Annotated in this window: 15 protein-coding genes; 8 read left to right on the top strand and 7 right to left on the bottom strand. The window is 70.8% G+C overall.

Features of this window, described 5'->3' with window-relative positions:
• The first annotated feature begins 43 nt into the window (after window positions 1-43).
• Complete coding sequence (locus CHC09_RS29740) at window positions 44-907, top strand: helix-turn-helix transcriptional regulator (protein WP_089296732.1); 864 nt, start codon at window positions 44-46, stop codon at window positions 905-907.
• Window positions 908-1,036: 129 nt separating this feature from the next.
• The gene (locus CHC09_RS29735; RefSeq protein WP_089296552.1) at window positions 1,037-1,594 is read left to right on the top strand and encodes an RICIN domain-containing protein; all 558 of its coding nucleotides are present in this window, start codon (window positions 1,037-1,039) and stop codon (window positions 1,592-1,594) included.
• Between the two features lie 506 nt (window positions 1,595-2,100).
• Here the strand turns inward: CHC09_RS29735 and CHC09_RS29730 are convergent.
• On the bottom strand, window positions 2,101-2,979 hold the full coding sequence (locus CHC09_RS29730; protein WP_089296551.1) for a hypothetical protein: 879 nt from the start codon (window positions 2,977-2,979) through the stop codon (window positions 2,101-2,103).
• A 536-nt stretch (window positions 2,980-3,515) separates the two neighbouring features.
• Here CHC09_RS29730 and CHC09_RS29725 point away from each other — a divergent pair.
• From CHC09_RS29725 to CHC09_RS46640, 3 genes are all read left to right on the top strand, one after another.
• Window positions 3,516-3,857 (top strand): hypothetical protein, encoded by a 342-nt coding sequence (locus CHC09_RS29725; RefSeq protein ID WP_089296550.1) that lies wholly within the window; start codon window positions 3,516-3,518, stop codon window positions 3,855-3,857.
• Window positions 3,858-3,926: 69 nt separating this feature from the next.
• Entirely contained in the window at window positions 3,927-6,116 is a 2,190-nt protein-coding gene (locus CHC09_RS29720; RefSeq protein WP_089296549.1) for a leucine-rich repeat domain-containing protein, read from the top strand.
• A gap of 54 nt (window positions 6,117-6,170) precedes the next feature.
• On the top strand, window positions 6,171-6,341 hold the full coding sequence (locus CHC09_RS46640; protein WP_179277336.1) for a hypothetical protein: 171 nt from the start codon (window positions 6,171-6,173) through the stop codon (window positions 6,339-6,341).
• 52 nt (window positions 6,342-6,393) lie between these two features.
• Here CHC09_RS46640 and CHC09_RS29715 read toward each other — a convergent pair whose 3' ends face one another.
• Together CHC09_RS29715 and CHC09_RS29710 are read right to left on the bottom strand one after the other, a co-directional pair.
• Window positions 6,394-7,596 carry a hypothetical protein gene (locus tag CHC09_RS29715; RefSeq protein ID WP_089296548.1) on the bottom strand — a complete coding sequence of 401 codons (1,203 nt, stop codon included), beginning with the start codon at window positions 7,594-7,596 and terminating at the stop codon, window positions 6,394-6,396.
• Window positions 7,596-9,119, bottom strand: coding sequence for an alkaline phosphatase D family protein (locus CHC09_RS29710; RefSeq protein ID WP_089296547.1), 1,524 nt, complete (start codon window positions 9,117-9,119; stop codon window positions 7,596-7,598). The genes CHC09_RS29715 and CHC09_RS29710 overlap by 1 nt, the downstream gene beginning before the upstream one ends.
• A gap of 63 nt (window positions 9,120-9,182) precedes the next feature.
• Here CHC09_RS29710 and CHC09_RS48525 point away from each other — a divergent pair, with 63 nt between their 5' ends.
• Together CHC09_RS48525 and CHC09_RS29705 are read left to right on the top strand one after the other, a co-directional pair.
• Entirely contained in the window at window positions 9,183-9,305 is a 123-nt protein-coding gene (locus CHC09_RS48525) for a hypothetical protein (RefSeq protein ID WP_275407902.1), read from the top strand.
• An 82-nt stretch (window positions 9,306-9,387) separates the two neighbouring features.
• Entirely contained in the window at window positions 9,388-11,310 is a 1,923-nt protein-coding gene (locus tag CHC09_RS29705; protein WP_203833262.1) for an FAD-dependent oxidoreductase, read from the top strand.
• A gap of 37 nt (window positions 11,311-11,347) precedes the next feature.
• Here CHC09_RS29705 and CHC09_RS48520 read toward each other — a convergent pair whose 3' ends face one another.
• The 4 genes from CHC09_RS48520 to CHC09_RS29690 all read right to left on the bottom strand — a co-directional run bounded on the left by CHC09_RS48520 (window position 11,348) and on the right by CHC09_RS29690 (window position 14,441).
• On the bottom strand, window positions 11,348-11,476 hold the full coding sequence (locus CHC09_RS48520; RefSeq protein WP_275407903.1) for a hypothetical protein: 129 nt from the start codon (window positions 11,474-11,476) through the stop codon (window positions 11,348-11,350).
• A 91-nt stretch (window positions 11,477-11,567) separates the two neighbouring features.
• On the bottom strand, window positions 11,568-12,347 hold the full coding sequence (locus CHC09_RS29700) for an MBL fold metallo-hydrolase (protein WP_089296730.1): 780 nt from the start codon (window positions 12,345-12,347) through the stop codon (window positions 11,568-11,570).
• A gap of 61 nt (window positions 12,348-12,408) precedes the next feature.
• Window positions 12,409-13,401 (bottom strand): hypothetical protein, encoded by a 993-nt coding sequence (locus CHC09_RS29695; RefSeq protein WP_089296546.1) that lies wholly within the window; start codon window positions 13,399-13,401, stop codon window positions 12,409-12,411.
• A 149-nt stretch (window positions 13,402-13,550) separates the two neighbouring features.
• Window positions 13,551-14,441: an alpha/beta fold hydrolase gene (locus CHC09_RS29690; protein WP_203833263.1), complete on the bottom strand. Its 891-nt coding sequence runs from the start codon at window positions 14,439-14,441 to the stop codon at window positions 13,551-13,553.
• 81 nt (window positions 14,442-14,522) lie between these two features.
• On the opposite strand from CHC09_RS29690, the gene CHC09_RS29685 reads away from it, so the two are divergent.
• Entirely contained in the window at window positions 14,523-15,182 is a 660-nt protein-coding gene (locus tag CHC09_RS29685) for a TetR/AcrR family transcriptional regulator (protein ID WP_089296544.1), read from the top strand.
• Window positions 15,183-15,389 lie beyond the last annotated feature (207 nt).

The following is a 15,389-nucleotide window of genomic DNA, read 5'->3' as shown; positions in this document are numbered from 1 at the left end:
CGCTCCCTGTCTCGCGCGCCCGGCGCGAGGCAGCATGGGTGCCATGCAACGTGAGCAGCTCGCCGACTTCCTGCGCCGCCGCCGTGAGGCGATCCGCCCGGCCGAGGCCGGCATCGCCGCCGGTCCCCGTCGCCGGACCGCCGGGCTGCGCCGCGAGGAGGTCGCGATGCTCGCCGGCATCTCGATCGACTATGTCGTCCGCCTGGAGCAGGGTCGCAGCAGCCAGCCGTCGGTCCAGCTGCTCGTCGCCCTCGGGCGGGCCCTGCGCCTGTCCGACGATGAACGCGACCACCTGTTCCGGTTGGCCGGCCACCAGCCGCCACCCGCGGCCGGTGTCGCCGGCCTGGCTCGCGCCGGTCTGATCCGCATGCTCGACCTGCTGGGTGACACCCCGGCCATGGTGGTCTCCGATCTCGGCGAAGTGCTGGCGCAGAATCGGGCCTCGTTGCTGCTCATCGGCGACCACATGGGCCTCGCCGGCTACCGGCGGTATTCCATCTACCGGTGGTTCACCGAGCCCTCGGTGCGCCCCGTCCATCCGGTCGAGGACCATGACCAGCATTCCAGGCGACTGGTCGCGGACCTGCGGGCAGCTGTCGGCCGCCGGGCCGGCGACCCGGTGGCCGCCGGGCTCGTCGAGCGGTTGCTGGCCGATAGTGACGACTTCCGCCGGCTCTGGGAGGAGCACGAGGTGGGCGTGCGCCGGGCCGACCGCAAGACGATCGTCCATCCGCGGGTCGGCCCGATCCTGCTGGACTGCGAGACCCTGGTGACCCCGGACCTGGGTCAGCAACTGCTGGTCCTGACCCCGGCCGACGCTGAAGCCCGGGAACGCCTGGACCTGCTCCGTGTCCTCGGCGTCGAGGAGTTCCCGTCGGCGCGGTCCATCACTTCGGCCGATCGGTAGTGATTCGCCATACATTGATGGACTTTAATGGATTGGCAACACGGTCTTCCCTACTGCCAGGAACGATGGAACCGCTGAGGGCCCTCGGAGCACTGCGGTCATGTCGTCATCGAACTGGCAGGAGTGAGCATGCGCAGATCAAGATCGACGAAATCGAAGGTCGCCCTCTTGGCGATCACCGCTGTACTGGCCGTGCTGGCCGCCCCGGCGGCGTCGCGGGCCGCCACCCGGCCCGGCGGTGACATCCGGGACGCGGCGCCGTACTACTTCATGCTGTCCACCGCACGCAGCAACAAGTGCCTGTCCGTGGCGGACGCCGGCACCGCGGACGGCACCCCGGTGATCCAGGAGACGTGCGACGAGACCGCGTACAACCAGCACTGGTCGTTCTTCGTCGCCGACGACGACTACTACATCATGGTCGCCCGGCACAGCGGCAAATGTCTGTCCGTGGCGGGTGCCGACACGGCGACCAGAGCCCCTGCCGTGCAACAAGCCTGTGCCGGCGGGAACTTCAGTCAGCAGTGGACCTTTCCCTACGTCGGCGGGAACAGCTACCTGGCCGTCTCGCGGAACAGCAGAAAATGCCTGACCGTATCGGGCACCGGCACGGCTGAGGGTGCGGCCGTCGTTCAGCGCCTCTGCATCGGAACGACCAACCAGCAGTGGCGACTCGGCTATTACTGACCTCAACCGCACTGCTTCTAGTCAAGAACACCGATGTTGTCCGGGCCCAGCACGCCGGGACAGGAACTCGGCAGGACGGTACGGCCGGGAGGCAGTCCGCAAGCTTCGATGATCTCGGATGGCAGAGGGGTTGGAAACGTCGCGAACGGCGACGGCCCGGACTCCTCGCCGGCCGATCGAGGCGTCGGCGACTTCGTGCCGGGACGGTCTGCCGGCTCCCCTGCCGGGTGCGGACCGCAGGCAGCGAGCAGCACAGCCGCCGTCATCGCGGCGCACAACGGCGCCGGGCGTACTGACATGACGGTGCTATCGGCAGGTTCAGACCCCATCTGAGCCGTGGCAACCCATGGGGGGCGCCGTGCTGCGATGAGGTCACCGGCCGAACCGACAGGCCCAGCGGGGCGCCGGCGAAATCGTCGGATGAGGGCCGAAGAATCGGTCGTGCACGATGCCGAACAGCGGCCGCGCCCGGCGAGGGCGCGACCGTTGTTCGGCAATAGTTGACGCTACTTGTTCTTGTCGCACACCGGGCCGTCGGGAAGTGCGACGGGGCACTGCGGGTCGGGAAGTGCGACGGGGCAGTGTTGGTCGGTGTCCACGTTTGTGGCCCGGTAGGGTTGCGAGACGTTCTGCGCGACGACGGGTCGCGAGATGGGGCGTACGACATTCTTTACAACGATGGGGCGTACGACCTTCTTAATGATGGGCCGCTGGACGTTCTGCACGACGACGGGTCGCACGATGGGGCGCACGACCTTGTTCACGACGACTGGGCGCACGACCTTCTTTATGATGGGTCGCTGAACGTTCTGCACGACGACGGGTCGCACGATGGGGCGCACGACCTTGTTCACGACGACTGGGCGTACGACCTTCTTTATGATGGGTCGCTGGACGTTCTGCACGACGATGGGGCGCACGACCTTCTTTATGATGGGCCGCTGAACGTTCTGCACCACGACCGGCCGAACGATGGGTCGCACGACCTTTTTCACGATGGGTCGCACGATGGGTCGCTGGACGTTCTGCACGACGATGGGTCGCACGACCTTTTTCACGATGGGTCGCACGATCGGCCGCTGGACGTTCTGCACGACGACGGGCCGAACGATGGGGCGTACGACCTTCTTCACGACGACGGGGCGTGCAACGCTCTGCGCCATGGGCCGCGCGACGGGCTGGTTCCGGTCCACGTCCCGGTACGGGCGTTCGAAGCAGTCCGGGTCGACGTCCGGGTAGGGTTCGGGGCAGTCCATATCGGGCCAATCGGCTCGGGTGTGGACGGACGCCGGCGTGCTCGTGTCACTCGAAGAGGCGAGCGCCGATCCCGCCCCGACCGTTGCCCCGGCGATGAGTCCGATGCCCACCATCAGCGTGCGTGTCATGACGTTCAAAGTTCTGATCCTTCCGGAGAATTGCTGGCCTCGACAAGCCGACCATGACACTTCCGGCATTCATTCGAATTTCCGTGTTAGGTGGCATTTCAGCTGATGGCCACCTCCTCCGAACGGGTCAAATCGCGGTCAAATCCCCGGCGGATTCAGGAAACGTCGCGCTCGCCTCGCCGAGTTCGGCGATAATGCCGGAACCCTGCCGCCGGCTATCTATCTGTACGGCAGGACAGAAGATCATCGAATGCCTCGCAGGATCGCGTTCGGCTCTATCGACGGCGTCGGCCGCTCTGCCCGGCTGCGGATCCGTGACGCCGGCTGACGGCTTGGCCTTACGGCCCCTGCCGGGCGCGGATTGTCCTTCGATGGCTTGTCGGCTTTGGACGCTTGTCGCAATAGGTCAGTGGTGCCGCCATCGTGTGCCCGGTGACCTCAGAGTGAGGAAGTGGTCGCCCTAGGTCTATGCCGATGCACCGGGTGGCGGTTAGCGTGAAGCCTCGCCCTCGCACCCTGATGAAGGGAACCTGCCGGTGCCTGCGTCCTTCGTTCCGCAGCCGTACCCGCTGTTTGCCGTGATACTGCGGAAGGTTGATGATCCGGCCCGTTTTGAGCTGGCCGACGACGAACCGCGCTTGGTGCTCGGCTGGATCACCGGAGACCTGGGGCAGACGCTACCGGCCTTGGCCGGCGGCAGCCCCTCCGGCACGGTCTGGGACGGCCCGGTGTTCTTCGAGGAGACTCGGGAACGCGCTGAACGACTGGCCAAGGAGGTCGGCAGGGCCGATCGAGCCGCGGCTCGAAGCGCCAAAGTCGTGGCGTCGATGGATCGGCTCGATCCCTGGTTCGAGAACCGCGCCGCAAGCATCAAGTGACACCGCCGACGTATCCGTCGGTCTATCCTCGATCGTCTCAGACACGGGTGGCTTGTTCCCGGATTGCGGATGTCGGCAGAGGAGCGGACGACGGATGACGCACGACCCTTCGGCGGCCCGGTGACATCGGCGATCCTGGCGGCCAAGACCTGCTGCACGGCGCTGGAGGAGCTGTACCAGGACAATGCCGGCCCGATCGATCCCGCGCTGGCGCGTACCCGTCTGGCCGCGGCGCTGCCGCATGGCGCGGTGTACCCGAAGATCTTCCACTGCGCGGCCCGGGTCTACTTCGCACTCGGTGAGCGGGACCGGGTGGTGGAGATGGTCGCCGCCGGTGAGCGGAACGACGGCTCCATCTGGCTGATCCGCGACGACATGGCACTCGCGCCGATGTGGCAGCACCCGGGTTATGCCGGTCTTTTCGCCCACCTGGATCCGCCGCTCTTCGCCGGCTTGAAGGCCGCGCTGGCGGCCGGCCCCGAGGTAGTGCGCCGTCTCAAACTCGGCATCAGCCCGTGGGACGGGCTGCGGGCGCTGGTCAACCTGGAACAGATCGACGTGTGGGGCGACGAGGACGCCCTGGAGGTGCTGGCGGAGCTGCCGAGGCTGGCCCGGCTGACGTTCCGTGGGCACCTGCACCGGCCGCTGCCGACCGCGTTCCTGACCCGTCTCGTCCAGGTGCCGACCCTGGAGGAGCTGACCTTCGAGGTCGACGGTGTGGCCGTCCGGCCCGGTCAGGTGCGGGCACTGCGGGCCGACTTCGCCCGTCAGGACCGGTCGCCGCAGGAGCGGTTGCTGCACGTGGCGCTGCTGTTCGACACCGGTGACGCCACGGCCGAGCGGGCCGGCGTCCGTGACCTGGTGGCGGCCCTGGACGCGGGTGTGCCCGCGGTTCGGTCGGCCGCGCAGCGCGTGCTGGCCGATCGGCTCACCGTCCCGGAGGGTGGGCTGCGCCGCGGCGACGGTGTCCTGCTCGCCGGAAAGATCAATGCTGATCGGGCCGCGCTGGCCGACCGGCTCGCGGCGCTGGGTGCCACCCTGGACCGCCGGCCCGGCCCGGCGACCCGGCTGGCCGTCGTCGGCGAGCAGCACCGGGGACGGGCGCTGGCCCACCTGGACGCCGGGATACCGCTGATCCTGGAGTCGCACCTGCGCGACGTGCTCGACGCGGCCGTGCCGCAGCCGCTGTCCGGTACCGCAGGCGCGGGGCAGGATCTGCTCGACGGGGCCGTGCCGGAGCCGCTGCCCGGCGCGGGGCACGATCCGGCCGCCCGGCTGCGGGCGCTGCTCACCTCACCGGACCAGGCAGACATCAAGGCGGCGGTGGACCTGGCGCGGAAGGACGGCCTGCAGGCGGGGCTGCTGGAGGAGCTGATCGTCGTCTGGAAGGACACCCGGCTGGGCCGGCCGGTCCGTGGCGGCGCCCAGAAACTGCTCGCCGAGCACGCTCCGGCGGCGTTGAACGCGGCGCTTGCCGGCGCGTTCGCCCGTACGAACGTCTTCCGCGAGACGGCCGACTCCTGGGACGTGATGAGCGCCGTACACGACCTGGTCGAGGAGTGCCCTGGCACCATCGACGGGGTCCGGCTGCTGACCTTGCTGATCGCCCGGCGCGACGCCGGCCCGTTCGGTCGGCGGCTGGACGTCCGAGGTGGCTGGATGACCTTCACCCACCTGCCCTCGTACGTGCTGGAGCTGACCGGCCTGGACCACCTGCGCGTGGAGCAGGCCGGACTGGTCGAACTGCCCGGCGACATCGGCCGCCTGGCCGGGTTGAGCATCCTCGACCTCGGCAACAACCTGCTCACCACGTTGCCGGCCGGCCTCGCCGAGCTGCGCGACCTGCGCAAACTCGACCTGTCGAACAATCACTTCGTCCGGGTCCCGGAGGTCGTGTTCGAGCTGAGCGGACTGCGGCAGCTCAGCCTGGCCGTGTCCAACTGGAGCGAGCCCTGGCCCGCCTACCTGACCGAGCTCCCGGACCTGTTCCACGAGCTCACCGGGCTGGCCCATCTCGACCTCAGCCACCAGCACCTCGTCACGCTGCCGGAGTCGATGGGCGCGATGAGCAACCTGACCTCGCTCAACCTGCGCGGGACCCGGCTGCGCCGGCTTCCGTCGTGGCTGGCCGACGTGCCGAAGCTGGGTCATCTGTACCTGGAGGGGGCGGCCGTCGACGACGATCGGGCCAACCGGGACGTGATCGCCCGGCTGCGGGCGGCGCGGGTCGACGTCCGCACCGACCTGCCGGACGCCTGATCGGACGTCAGCATCCGGGACGGCGTCGACATCCTGATCCCGTCCGGCCGGCACGTGGTCAAGGCCAAGATCGACTGGTGCTCGAGCCCCGAGCTGGTGATCGACGCCGCGCCCGGCGAGCGGGTGAACCTGCGGGTGCACGCCGCCGGCCTGTTCTACGAGAAGCTGATGAACCAGGTGTTCCGGCCGAGCCGGTTCCTCGCGCTCGACCCGGCGCGGGCCTGACCGTGTCGCCGGAGCCCGGCCCGCGGCGGTCACCGCCGCGGGCCGGGTCTGGTCACCAGTCGCTGTTGGTGGCGCCGACGCCCAGGATGACCTGGTCGAAGAGGTTGCCGTCGTTGTCGTCGGTGTAGGCGACCGGGATCTCGCCCCACGCCGACACCGCGACCGCGAACTGGTCCTGGCGGCCCGTCGTGGTGCTGGTCAGGGTCTGCGCGCCGAGCCGGCCGGCGAACGTGCCGTCCGGGTTGACGCCGCGGGCCCAGCCGTCGGCGCCCGTGACGGTCCAGCCGACCGCGGCGTTCGCCTGGTCGTCCAGGCCCACGGATGGCGCGGCCGCACCGGTGGTCGTCGACACCTCGACCTCGGGGTGTCTGGGGGCGCCGGCCGAGGTGAACGATCGGGCCCAGACGGCGTTCGTGCCGGTGTGGTCCGACTCCCAGCCGACCACGAAGTCACCGTTGAAGTTCGCGGCGACCGCGGGGCGGCGCTGCTGGAGGTCGCCGAAGGAGTTGGCGAGGCGGCGGCTGAGCAGCACCGCGCCGTTCGCCTTGGCGAGGCGGGTCAGGCCGACGTTGTCGTAGCCGTTGCCGTCGGAGTCCTCCTCCCACACGACCGTGGCGTCCCCCGAGGCCGACACGGCCACGTCGGGGCGGTGGTGCGCGCCGGTGGCCTGGGACGCCGTCACCTCGTACGCCTTGGTCGAAGCCGCCGTGTAACCGGCGGCCTTGACGGTGACCGCGGTCCCCTGGGTGTCCTCCCAGACGACGGTGAAAGCGACCGCGGACGCCGCGGTCGGCGTGCCGTCGGGGTCGACCGCGACGCGCGGCACCCGCTGGTCACCGGCGGTGTCCGCGTTCGCCCGCCCGGAGGCGAGGACCGTGCCGGTCGGCGACACCACCCGGTACGGGATGTTGAACGCGCCGTTGCCGTCCGGGTCGTCAGCCCACACGACCACCGCGTTGCCCTTGTCGTCGAGCCCGACGTCCGGGGTGATGTGCTTCCAGTTGACGCCGCTGGTCCCGCCGTCGGAGAGCTTGATCTCGTAGACCGGCGCGCCGTCCTTGAACAGGCGCAGGTAGACGTCGGAGTGGGCGTCGTCCTCGGGCGCGGTGGTGTCCCGGTCGTCCTCCCAGACGACGGCGACCTGACCGTTGCGGTTGGTGGCGATCGACGGGGTGTCCTGGTCGCCGGTGGCCACGCTGTTGGCGGTGGTGAAGGTGACCAGGGCGGTGGAGAGAAGCGCGAGCAGCGGGATCATCAGAGGGCCTCCAGCCCCGGTACACCGTCGAGGATGGCGAAGGACTTCAGGGTCGAGACGGCCGCGCCGTGCTCGCTGACCAGCGGCACCGCGCGGAAGTCGGCGCGCACCTGGCTCGGGCTGATCGTGGTCAGCGTGTAGCCGCGCAGGTTGGAGTAGAACTTCAGGTGCGGGTTGTTCGCGACGTCCGGGATGGTGCTGGTCGTGCTGCCGTCGCCGCCGGAGGCGATCGAGGTGCAGACCAGTTCGGTGCCGATCACCGCCGAGTTCGGGTTGGCGTAGTCGGCCATCAGGTTGTTGGCCCAGGCACGGTGCACGTCGCCGGTGAGGACCAGAGGATTGCGTACGGCCCGGTCACGCCAGCCCTGCTGAATCCGGGACCGGGACGCCCGGTAACCGTCCCAGGCGTCCATGGCGGCCGCGCCGGCCGTGTCGAACCGGCGGGCGAAGAACACCTGCTGGCCGAGGATGTCCCAGGTGGCGGCGTGCTCGGCGAGACCGTCGAGCAGCCAGGCCTCCTGCGCGGCGCCGGTGAGCGAGCGGCTGGGCAGGTCCGCGTCCGCGCACGCCTGCCAGCCGTCGCCGCAGGCCTGGTCGTCGCGGAACTGCCGGGTGTCGAGCATGTGGAAGGTGGCCAGGTTGCCCCACCGCACCCGCCGATAGAGCGGGATGCTGTTGCCGCTCGGGGCCTGGGCCGGGCGCAGCGGCATGTTCTCGTAGTAGGCGCGGTACGCGGCGGTCCGCCGGGCCGTCCACTGCGCGGCGGTCAGCGCCGGGCTGTTGTCGGCCCGCACCATGTTCGCGTAGTTGTTCTCCACCTCGTGGTCGTCCGGGACGACGAGCCACGGCGCGACGGCGTGCGCGGCCTGCAGATCCGGGTCGACCTTGTACTGGGCGTACCGGCGGCGGTAGTCGGCCAGGCTGACGATCTCCGCGCCCAGGTGTTCCCGGACCGAGCCGGCGGTGGCCGCGTCCTCGTAGATGTAGTCGCCCAGGTGCAGGATCAGGTCCGGCCGGTCCTCGGCCATCCTGCGGTAGGCGGTGAAGTAGCCGGACTCGTAGTGGGCGCAGGAGGCGAACGCCATCTTCAGGTCACGGCCGAACGTGCCGGTGGCCGGGGCGGTGCGGGTGCGGCCGATCGCGGAGATGTGACCCTGGGCGCGGAAACGGTAGAAGTACTCGGCGTCCGCGGCGAGCCCGCCGGCGACGACGTGGACCGAGTGGGCGTCGGCGTACCGGGCGGTGACCGACCCGTTCGCGACGACCGCGGTGAAGGTTTCGTTGGTGGAGACCTGCCAGTCGACGATGACATCGGCGTTGGCCATGCCACCCTGGCCGTCGGCGTTCAACGGGGACGAGGCGAGGCGGGTCCAGAGGACGACGCTGGTGGAGTCCGGTTCGCCGGAGGCGATGCCGAGGGTGAACGGGTACGGCACGGCTGCGCTGGCTAAGGACGGCACGGCGAGTGTTCCGGCGGTGGCCAGTCCGCCGAGCACGAAGATCCGCCGATTGATGACAGTCATAGCCGCACACCCTAGATCGGCAACGCTAACTATGAGAGATCATCTATCCGTGGGGTGGTTCGGATGACACCACTGGACCGGGTCCGGGCGGCACAGGACCAGTTCGCGCTGGGCAGCGACCGGAGGTGTGGAGCACGCTGCGGGCCGTGCGCCGGCCGGCTCGCCTACCTCGACGGAGTGGCATAACGACGGTCGATACCTTGCGGCGCGGCACGGGTGGCGGCAAGGTTGGTCTCGCCCTTCTCCACCGAAGAAGGAGGACCGCATCGTGACCGACCTCCGGACCCAGGTACTGCGGCTGCTCTGCGACACCGTCGTACCCTCGATCGACCACCCCGACGACGCCGACGGATTCTGGGCCCGCCGGGCCAGCGACGTCGCCGCCGACCTGGGCGTGCTGGCGACCGTCGCGGCCATGCCGGCCGAGCAGCGGGAGGCGGTCGGCGCGCTGCTCGACGGCCTCGCCGCACAGGGCTTCCTGACCGCCGCCCAGGCGCGCCGGGAGCAGATCCTGGCCTCGGCCGGGCCCGCTGTCGCGCCTCTCGCCGGGCTGGTCCTGCTGCTGACGTACGGCATGCCCGACGCCACCGGCGGCAATCCGAACTGGACCCGGCTCGGCTATCCCGGCCCGGCCCCGCGCCCGGCGGTCGCCCTCCAGCGCCCGATCACCCCGCTGCGCCCGGACGGCGACCTCGCCCTGGAAGCCGACGCCGTGGTGATCGGGTCCGGCGCGGGCGGTGGGCTGATCGCCGGCCGGCTGGCCGCCGCCGGCGCGCGCGTCGTCGTGCTGGAGGCCGGTCGCTACCGCTCCGAGGCCGACTTCCGCCAGTTCGAGCTCGAGGCGTACCAGCAGTCGTACCGGCGAGGTGGCCCGACCCCGACCGCCGATCAGAACATCACGCTGATGGCCGGCGCCGGCCTCGGCGGCGGCACCGTGATCAACTGGACGAACTGCATCCGCACCACCGACCGGGTCCGCCGGCAGTGGGCCGACGAGCACGGCCTGACCGATGTGGCCGGACCCGACTTCGACCGGCATCTCGACACGGTCTGGCGCGAGCTGTCGGTGACCGACCGGTGCTCCGAGTTCAACCGCGCCCACGAGGCGATGCACCGCGGCGCCGAGGCGCTCGGCTGGTCGTTCGCCACGGTCCACCGCAACTGGGACGAGAAGCGGCACGACGCGCTGGTCGCCGGCGGTCTCGGCTTCGGCGACCCGTCCGGGGCCAAGCGCTCCACCGTCAAGGTCTACCTGGAGCCGGCGGTCACCGGGCACGGAGCCCGCGTCGTCGACGGCTGCCGGGTCGACCGGATCCTGACCGACAGGGGCCGCGCGGCCGGCGTCACCGGCCGGTGGACCAGCGAGGACGGTCGCCGGAGCGCGGCGGTCACGGTCCGCGCGCCGATCGTCGTCCTGGCCGCCGGCGCGCTGGAGTCGCCGGGTGTGCTGCTGCGCTCCGGCATCGGCGGGCCGGCGGTGGGGGAGCACCTGCGGCTGCACCCGTGCACGGTCACGCTCGGCAACTACGGCACCGACATGCGGGGCTGGTGGGGTCCGCCGCAGGCCGCCCTGATCGACGAGTTCGCCGCGGTCGAGGACGGCTATGGCTTCCTGATGGAGAGCGTGCAGTACACCACCGGCCTCGGCGCGTCGGCGATGCCGTTCACCACGGGCGCCGAGCACAAGGAGGCGATGGCCGGGTACCGCGACTTCGGCTCGTTCATCGGGCTGATCCGCGACCGCGGCCACGGCCGGGTCACTCTCGACGCGGGCGGCGAGACCACCGCCTGGTACGACCTCACCGACGAACTCGACCTCCGCAACACCCGGCGGGCGGTCGAGGCGGAGATCCGCCTGCACCACGCGGCCGGGGCGCGGGGAATCCGGGTGCTCGGCCACGGTCTGCCGCCCTGGCAGGCCGGCGAGGACCTGGAGGCGTTCATCGCCCGGGCGGGGGAGATCCCGCTGCGGGCGGGCGGTGCCGTGCTCTTCTCGGCGCACCAGATGGGCAGCTGCCGGATGGGTGCCGACCCGGCAACCAGCGTCGCCGACCCGCGCGGGGAACTGCACGACACTCCCGGCGTCTGGATCGGCGACGCGTCGGCCTTCCCGACCGCTTCCGGCACCAACCCGATGATCACGATCATGGCGCTGGCGTCGCGGACCGCCGAGATGTGCCTGACCGGCTAGGAGACCTTCTTGACGACGGCCTTCTTGCCGGAGGCCGTCACGGTGCAGGCGACTGCTGCGCGGCGGTGAGGTTCGCGGCGGCGACGGCCGCACCGGGCGCGAGCAGCAGGCCGACGGCGACCGAGGCGGTGGCGAGCAGGATGGCGGGCCGGGTGCGAACGGACATGCGGTGACCTCGGGTGTCGGCGCGGGGGAATGGCGCCGCGAAGCATCGGCGGCCACCCCACCCGGCTGAGAACCCTTCCAGCCGAATTCGATCAGGCGCCGGCCGGCTGATCCAGCGGCAGCCAGTGCAGCCGTTCGCCGAGCCCGTCCGGCGCCGCCGCGAACGCCCGCTCGACCGCCGCGCGCCCCTGGCTGAAGTGCGACCAGCCCTCGTAGTGCACCGGGATGATCGTCCGTGGCCGGACCAGCTCGCACAGCTCGACAGCGTCGTCTGCGGTGAGGCTGTAGTGCAGTCCGCCGGTGATCGGGAACCGGACCGCGCCCAGGTGCAGCACGACCGTGTCGACGGTCATCCGGCGCGGCACCTCACGCACGGCCGGATAGAGCACGGTGTCGCCGGTGATCCAGAGGACGCCGTGCTCCTGGCCCTCCCACTCCAGGGCGAAACCGATCACCTGGCCGACGATCGGCTCGCTGAGGACGGGTCCGTGCCGGCAGGGGGTCGCGGTGACCTTGATGGCCGGCCGGTCGGCACCGGTCAGCTCGGTGGACTCCCACGCCCGCAGGCCACGACCGCCGACCCGGCGTGACCCGGCCGCCGTGGTGATCACGACAGGTACGCCGGCGAGCAGTTTCCGTCCACGGTCGTCCAGGTTGTCCGCGTGATGATCGTGGCTGAGCAGCACCACGTCCACCGGTCCGACCTCGCCGGGCTGCAACGCCGGGCCGGTCTGCTTGCGCGAACTGGTGCCCCAGCCGAACGAGTACCGGCGTCCCGGCGGGTCGAAGGTGGGGTCGGTGAGGATCCGCCAGCCACCCACCTCGATCAGCGTGGTCGGCCCTCCGATGTGAGTGACCCGTACATCTTTCATGAATCGATCCTGCAGGCCCGCCGCGTGGTCCGCATCGGTCACGTGACGCAATTTCAGCGGGTCACTGCATGGCGGTGGCCGGCGGGTGGTCGAAGGATTCGGGGCAGCGGAAGGCGTACAACGAATAGCCGCGCCCGATCTGCACGCCGACGGTGTCCGGGGACGTGTCCGGGTCCTCCTCCAACGGGCGCCAGCTGCAATGCGTGCCGTTCCAGTCGGCCGAGTCCGCGGTGAAGGTCAAGGTCATCGCGGTGCCGCAGACTTCACAATCCACCGGGTGCGGGTCGCTCAGGGACCAGTTCGCGTACCCGCCGACCTTCCATCCCGGAGCCAGCGACAGGTCGCTCTGGTAGCCGGGACCCTCGTCGTCCTCGTCGTCTCCGCCCCATTCGTCGAGTTGCTCCCGCAGGTCATCGGGGAGTAGGTCGGCGTACTGGTACTCGCGAACCTGCTCGGGGTGCACCACGCACGGGACCGGCAGGTACAGCTCGCTGATCACCGGCGGCTCGGGCGGCGCTTCGAGCACCGGGCCGACGGAGGAACTGTCGCGCCAGTAGAAGAAGACGCGCGGGCTGTAGTGCCGGTCCGAGTGGTCCACCGGGCACCACAGCACCTGGAGCACGTCGGTGCCGTCCGGGCCGGCGTAGTCCGGGATGTCCCGGCGGTACAGCTGCGCTACCGGGATCAGCGGGATCGGATCGTCGATCAGATCGTCCAGCTCCAGGGCGTCGGCCGCGTCGAGCTCGGCCCGCTCCTCCGCGGTCAGGAAATCCCCGTGCCGCTGTGGCGTTCGGGCGTTCGCGGTCGCGAGGATCTCTCGCCTGCGGCGCAGGGCGGCCGGGGTAGTCAGGTTGTACGGCTCGTGCGCCCCGGCGTCGTCGCAGACCGGCCACGCCTCGCCGGCCGGCCACAGCAGCGGGCCGCCGACCGAACTGTCCGCAGTGGTCGGGGTGCCGGGCCGGGGATGCAGGCGGGTGGCGGTGGTGGAATGTTCCCGCAGCCCGGGGAAGAGTTCGGTGATGTCCAGGGGACGCGGGGGCGTGGTGCGGACCATGGCCGAGGATGTTAAACCTCAGCCGGGCTTGGCGCGGATCTGAAACCTCAGCCGGGCTTGGCGCGGATCTGAAACGTCAGTCGGGCTGGGCGCGGATTTGAAACCTCAGCCGGGCTGGGCTGGGCTGGGCTGGGCGCGGGTCTTGATCCTCAGCCGGCGTGGGCGCGGATCTCGCGGACCACTGTGGGCCAGATTGCCCTTGGCAGGTCGTGACCGGTGCCGGGCAGCTCGACATACCGCGCGCCCGGCACCGACGCGGCGATGCGGCGGCCGGCGGCGGGCCGGATCAGCGGGTCCCGCTCGCCGTGGAGCACCAGGGTCGGCACGCGGAGCCCGCGCAGGCGCGGGCCGTGCCAGGTGGCGCTGGTCTGCCGGGCCTGGGCACGGCTGTCGCGGACACCGCTGGGCAGCCCCGCGTCGAGCTCGCGCTCCACGCGGAGGCGGGCGTCCCGCTCGTCGAACGGATAGCCGGGCGAACTGACCGCCCGTAGCAGAGCCAGCCCGGCCGCCACGTCACCCTCGCGGCCGGCGGGGTGGCGCATGCGCGTCAGGCGCGCCAGGAACGGCAGGCGCACGTAGCGGAGGACGGCGGCGCCCTGAACGTCGCTGGGTACGGCGGCGAACGAGGTCACGGTGTGCACCCGCTCCGGGTGGCGTAGCGCGGTGCGCTGGGCGACCAGGCCGCCCTGGGAGACGCCGAAGAGGTGGGCGCGCTGCCAGCCGAGCGCGTCGAGCACGGCGACGGTGTCGTCGGCCATGTCCTCGGCGGTGTAGGCGAGCGGCCGCCGGCGCAGCAGCCCGGTCACCGGATTACCCGTCGTGGCGTGGTCGAAGTGCGTGGAGCCGCCGGCGTCGCGGCCGTCGAACGAGGCCACGCTGAAGCCGGCGTCGATCAGCGCGGCGACCAGGCCGTCGGGCCAGAAGAAGCGGGAGACGCCGAGTCCCATGATCAGCAGCAGCGGGTCACCGCCGGCACCGCCGAGGTCATCGACCGCGAGGTGCACGTCGCCGTTGCGCGCGGTGTACGGGGTCCTGGTCATCGCCGCCTCACTCATTCGAAAACAGTGTTCGCGAACACCGTAAACGAAACGATAGGGTGGGTGCAATCGAGAGGGAGTGGCATGGACGCGACGCCGGTATGGCTTCGGGAACGGCGCACGGGAGTGGGCCGGCCCGCCGAGCGATCCCGGGCGGAGGTGACCGCCGCGGCGATCGCGCTCGCCGACCGGGAGGGGCTGGCCGCCGTGTCGATGCGCCGTGTCGCCGCCGAGCTGGGTACCGGCGCGGCGTCGCTCTACCGCTACGTCGACAGCCGGGACGACCTGCTCGACCTGATGACCGATGAGGTGGCGGCCGGGTATCAGCTGCCGGCGCCGGACGGCCCCTGGCTGCCGCAGCTGCTGGAGGTGTGCCGTCAGGGACGCTCGCTGATGCTGCGGCACGGCTGGCTGCCGGAGCTGGTGCTCACCCGATCGGCGCTCGGCCCGCACGGTACCGACCTGCTGGAGCACGTGCTGGCGGTCCTCGCCGGACACCCGGCGGACGCGGGTCGCAAGCTGGAGGCGTTCGGCGTGATGAGCACGCTGACCGCCGCGCTCGCCCTCAACGAGCTCAGCGGGGGCTCCGGTGCCCGCCAGCGGCAGGGCGCGTACCTGGCCCACGTGGTCGCGGCGGGTCGGCACACCCACCTGACGGCGGCACTGACCGGCGGCCCGCTGGTGCCGGCGCCGCTCTTCGACGACACGCTGTCGCGGGTCCTCGTCGGCCTGCTGGGGGAGTGATCAGCCGTCGAGAGCACCACCCTCAGCGAAAGAACCATCGGCATGACGCATTCTCATGCCGACGAGAGTGTGTCTTTCGCCGCCGCACGATGTCACCGAAAAAGGTCGGCTGGAAGCGTCACTCGTCCCACCAGATTTCGACTGATTCCCCGGCAGCATTGTCCCGCCGCCTGCCCCGCCAGCGCCTAACCGCCCTTCACCTTGCGT

The organism is Actinoplanes regularis (assembly GCF_900188005.1).
Lineage (GTDB): Bacteria > Actinomycetota > Actinomycetes > Mycobacteriales > Micromonosporaceae > Actinoplanes > Actinoplanes regularis.
The sequence above is the reverse complement of the archived record's forward strand: the minus strand, read 5'-3'. Positions and strand labels throughout refer to the sequence as shown.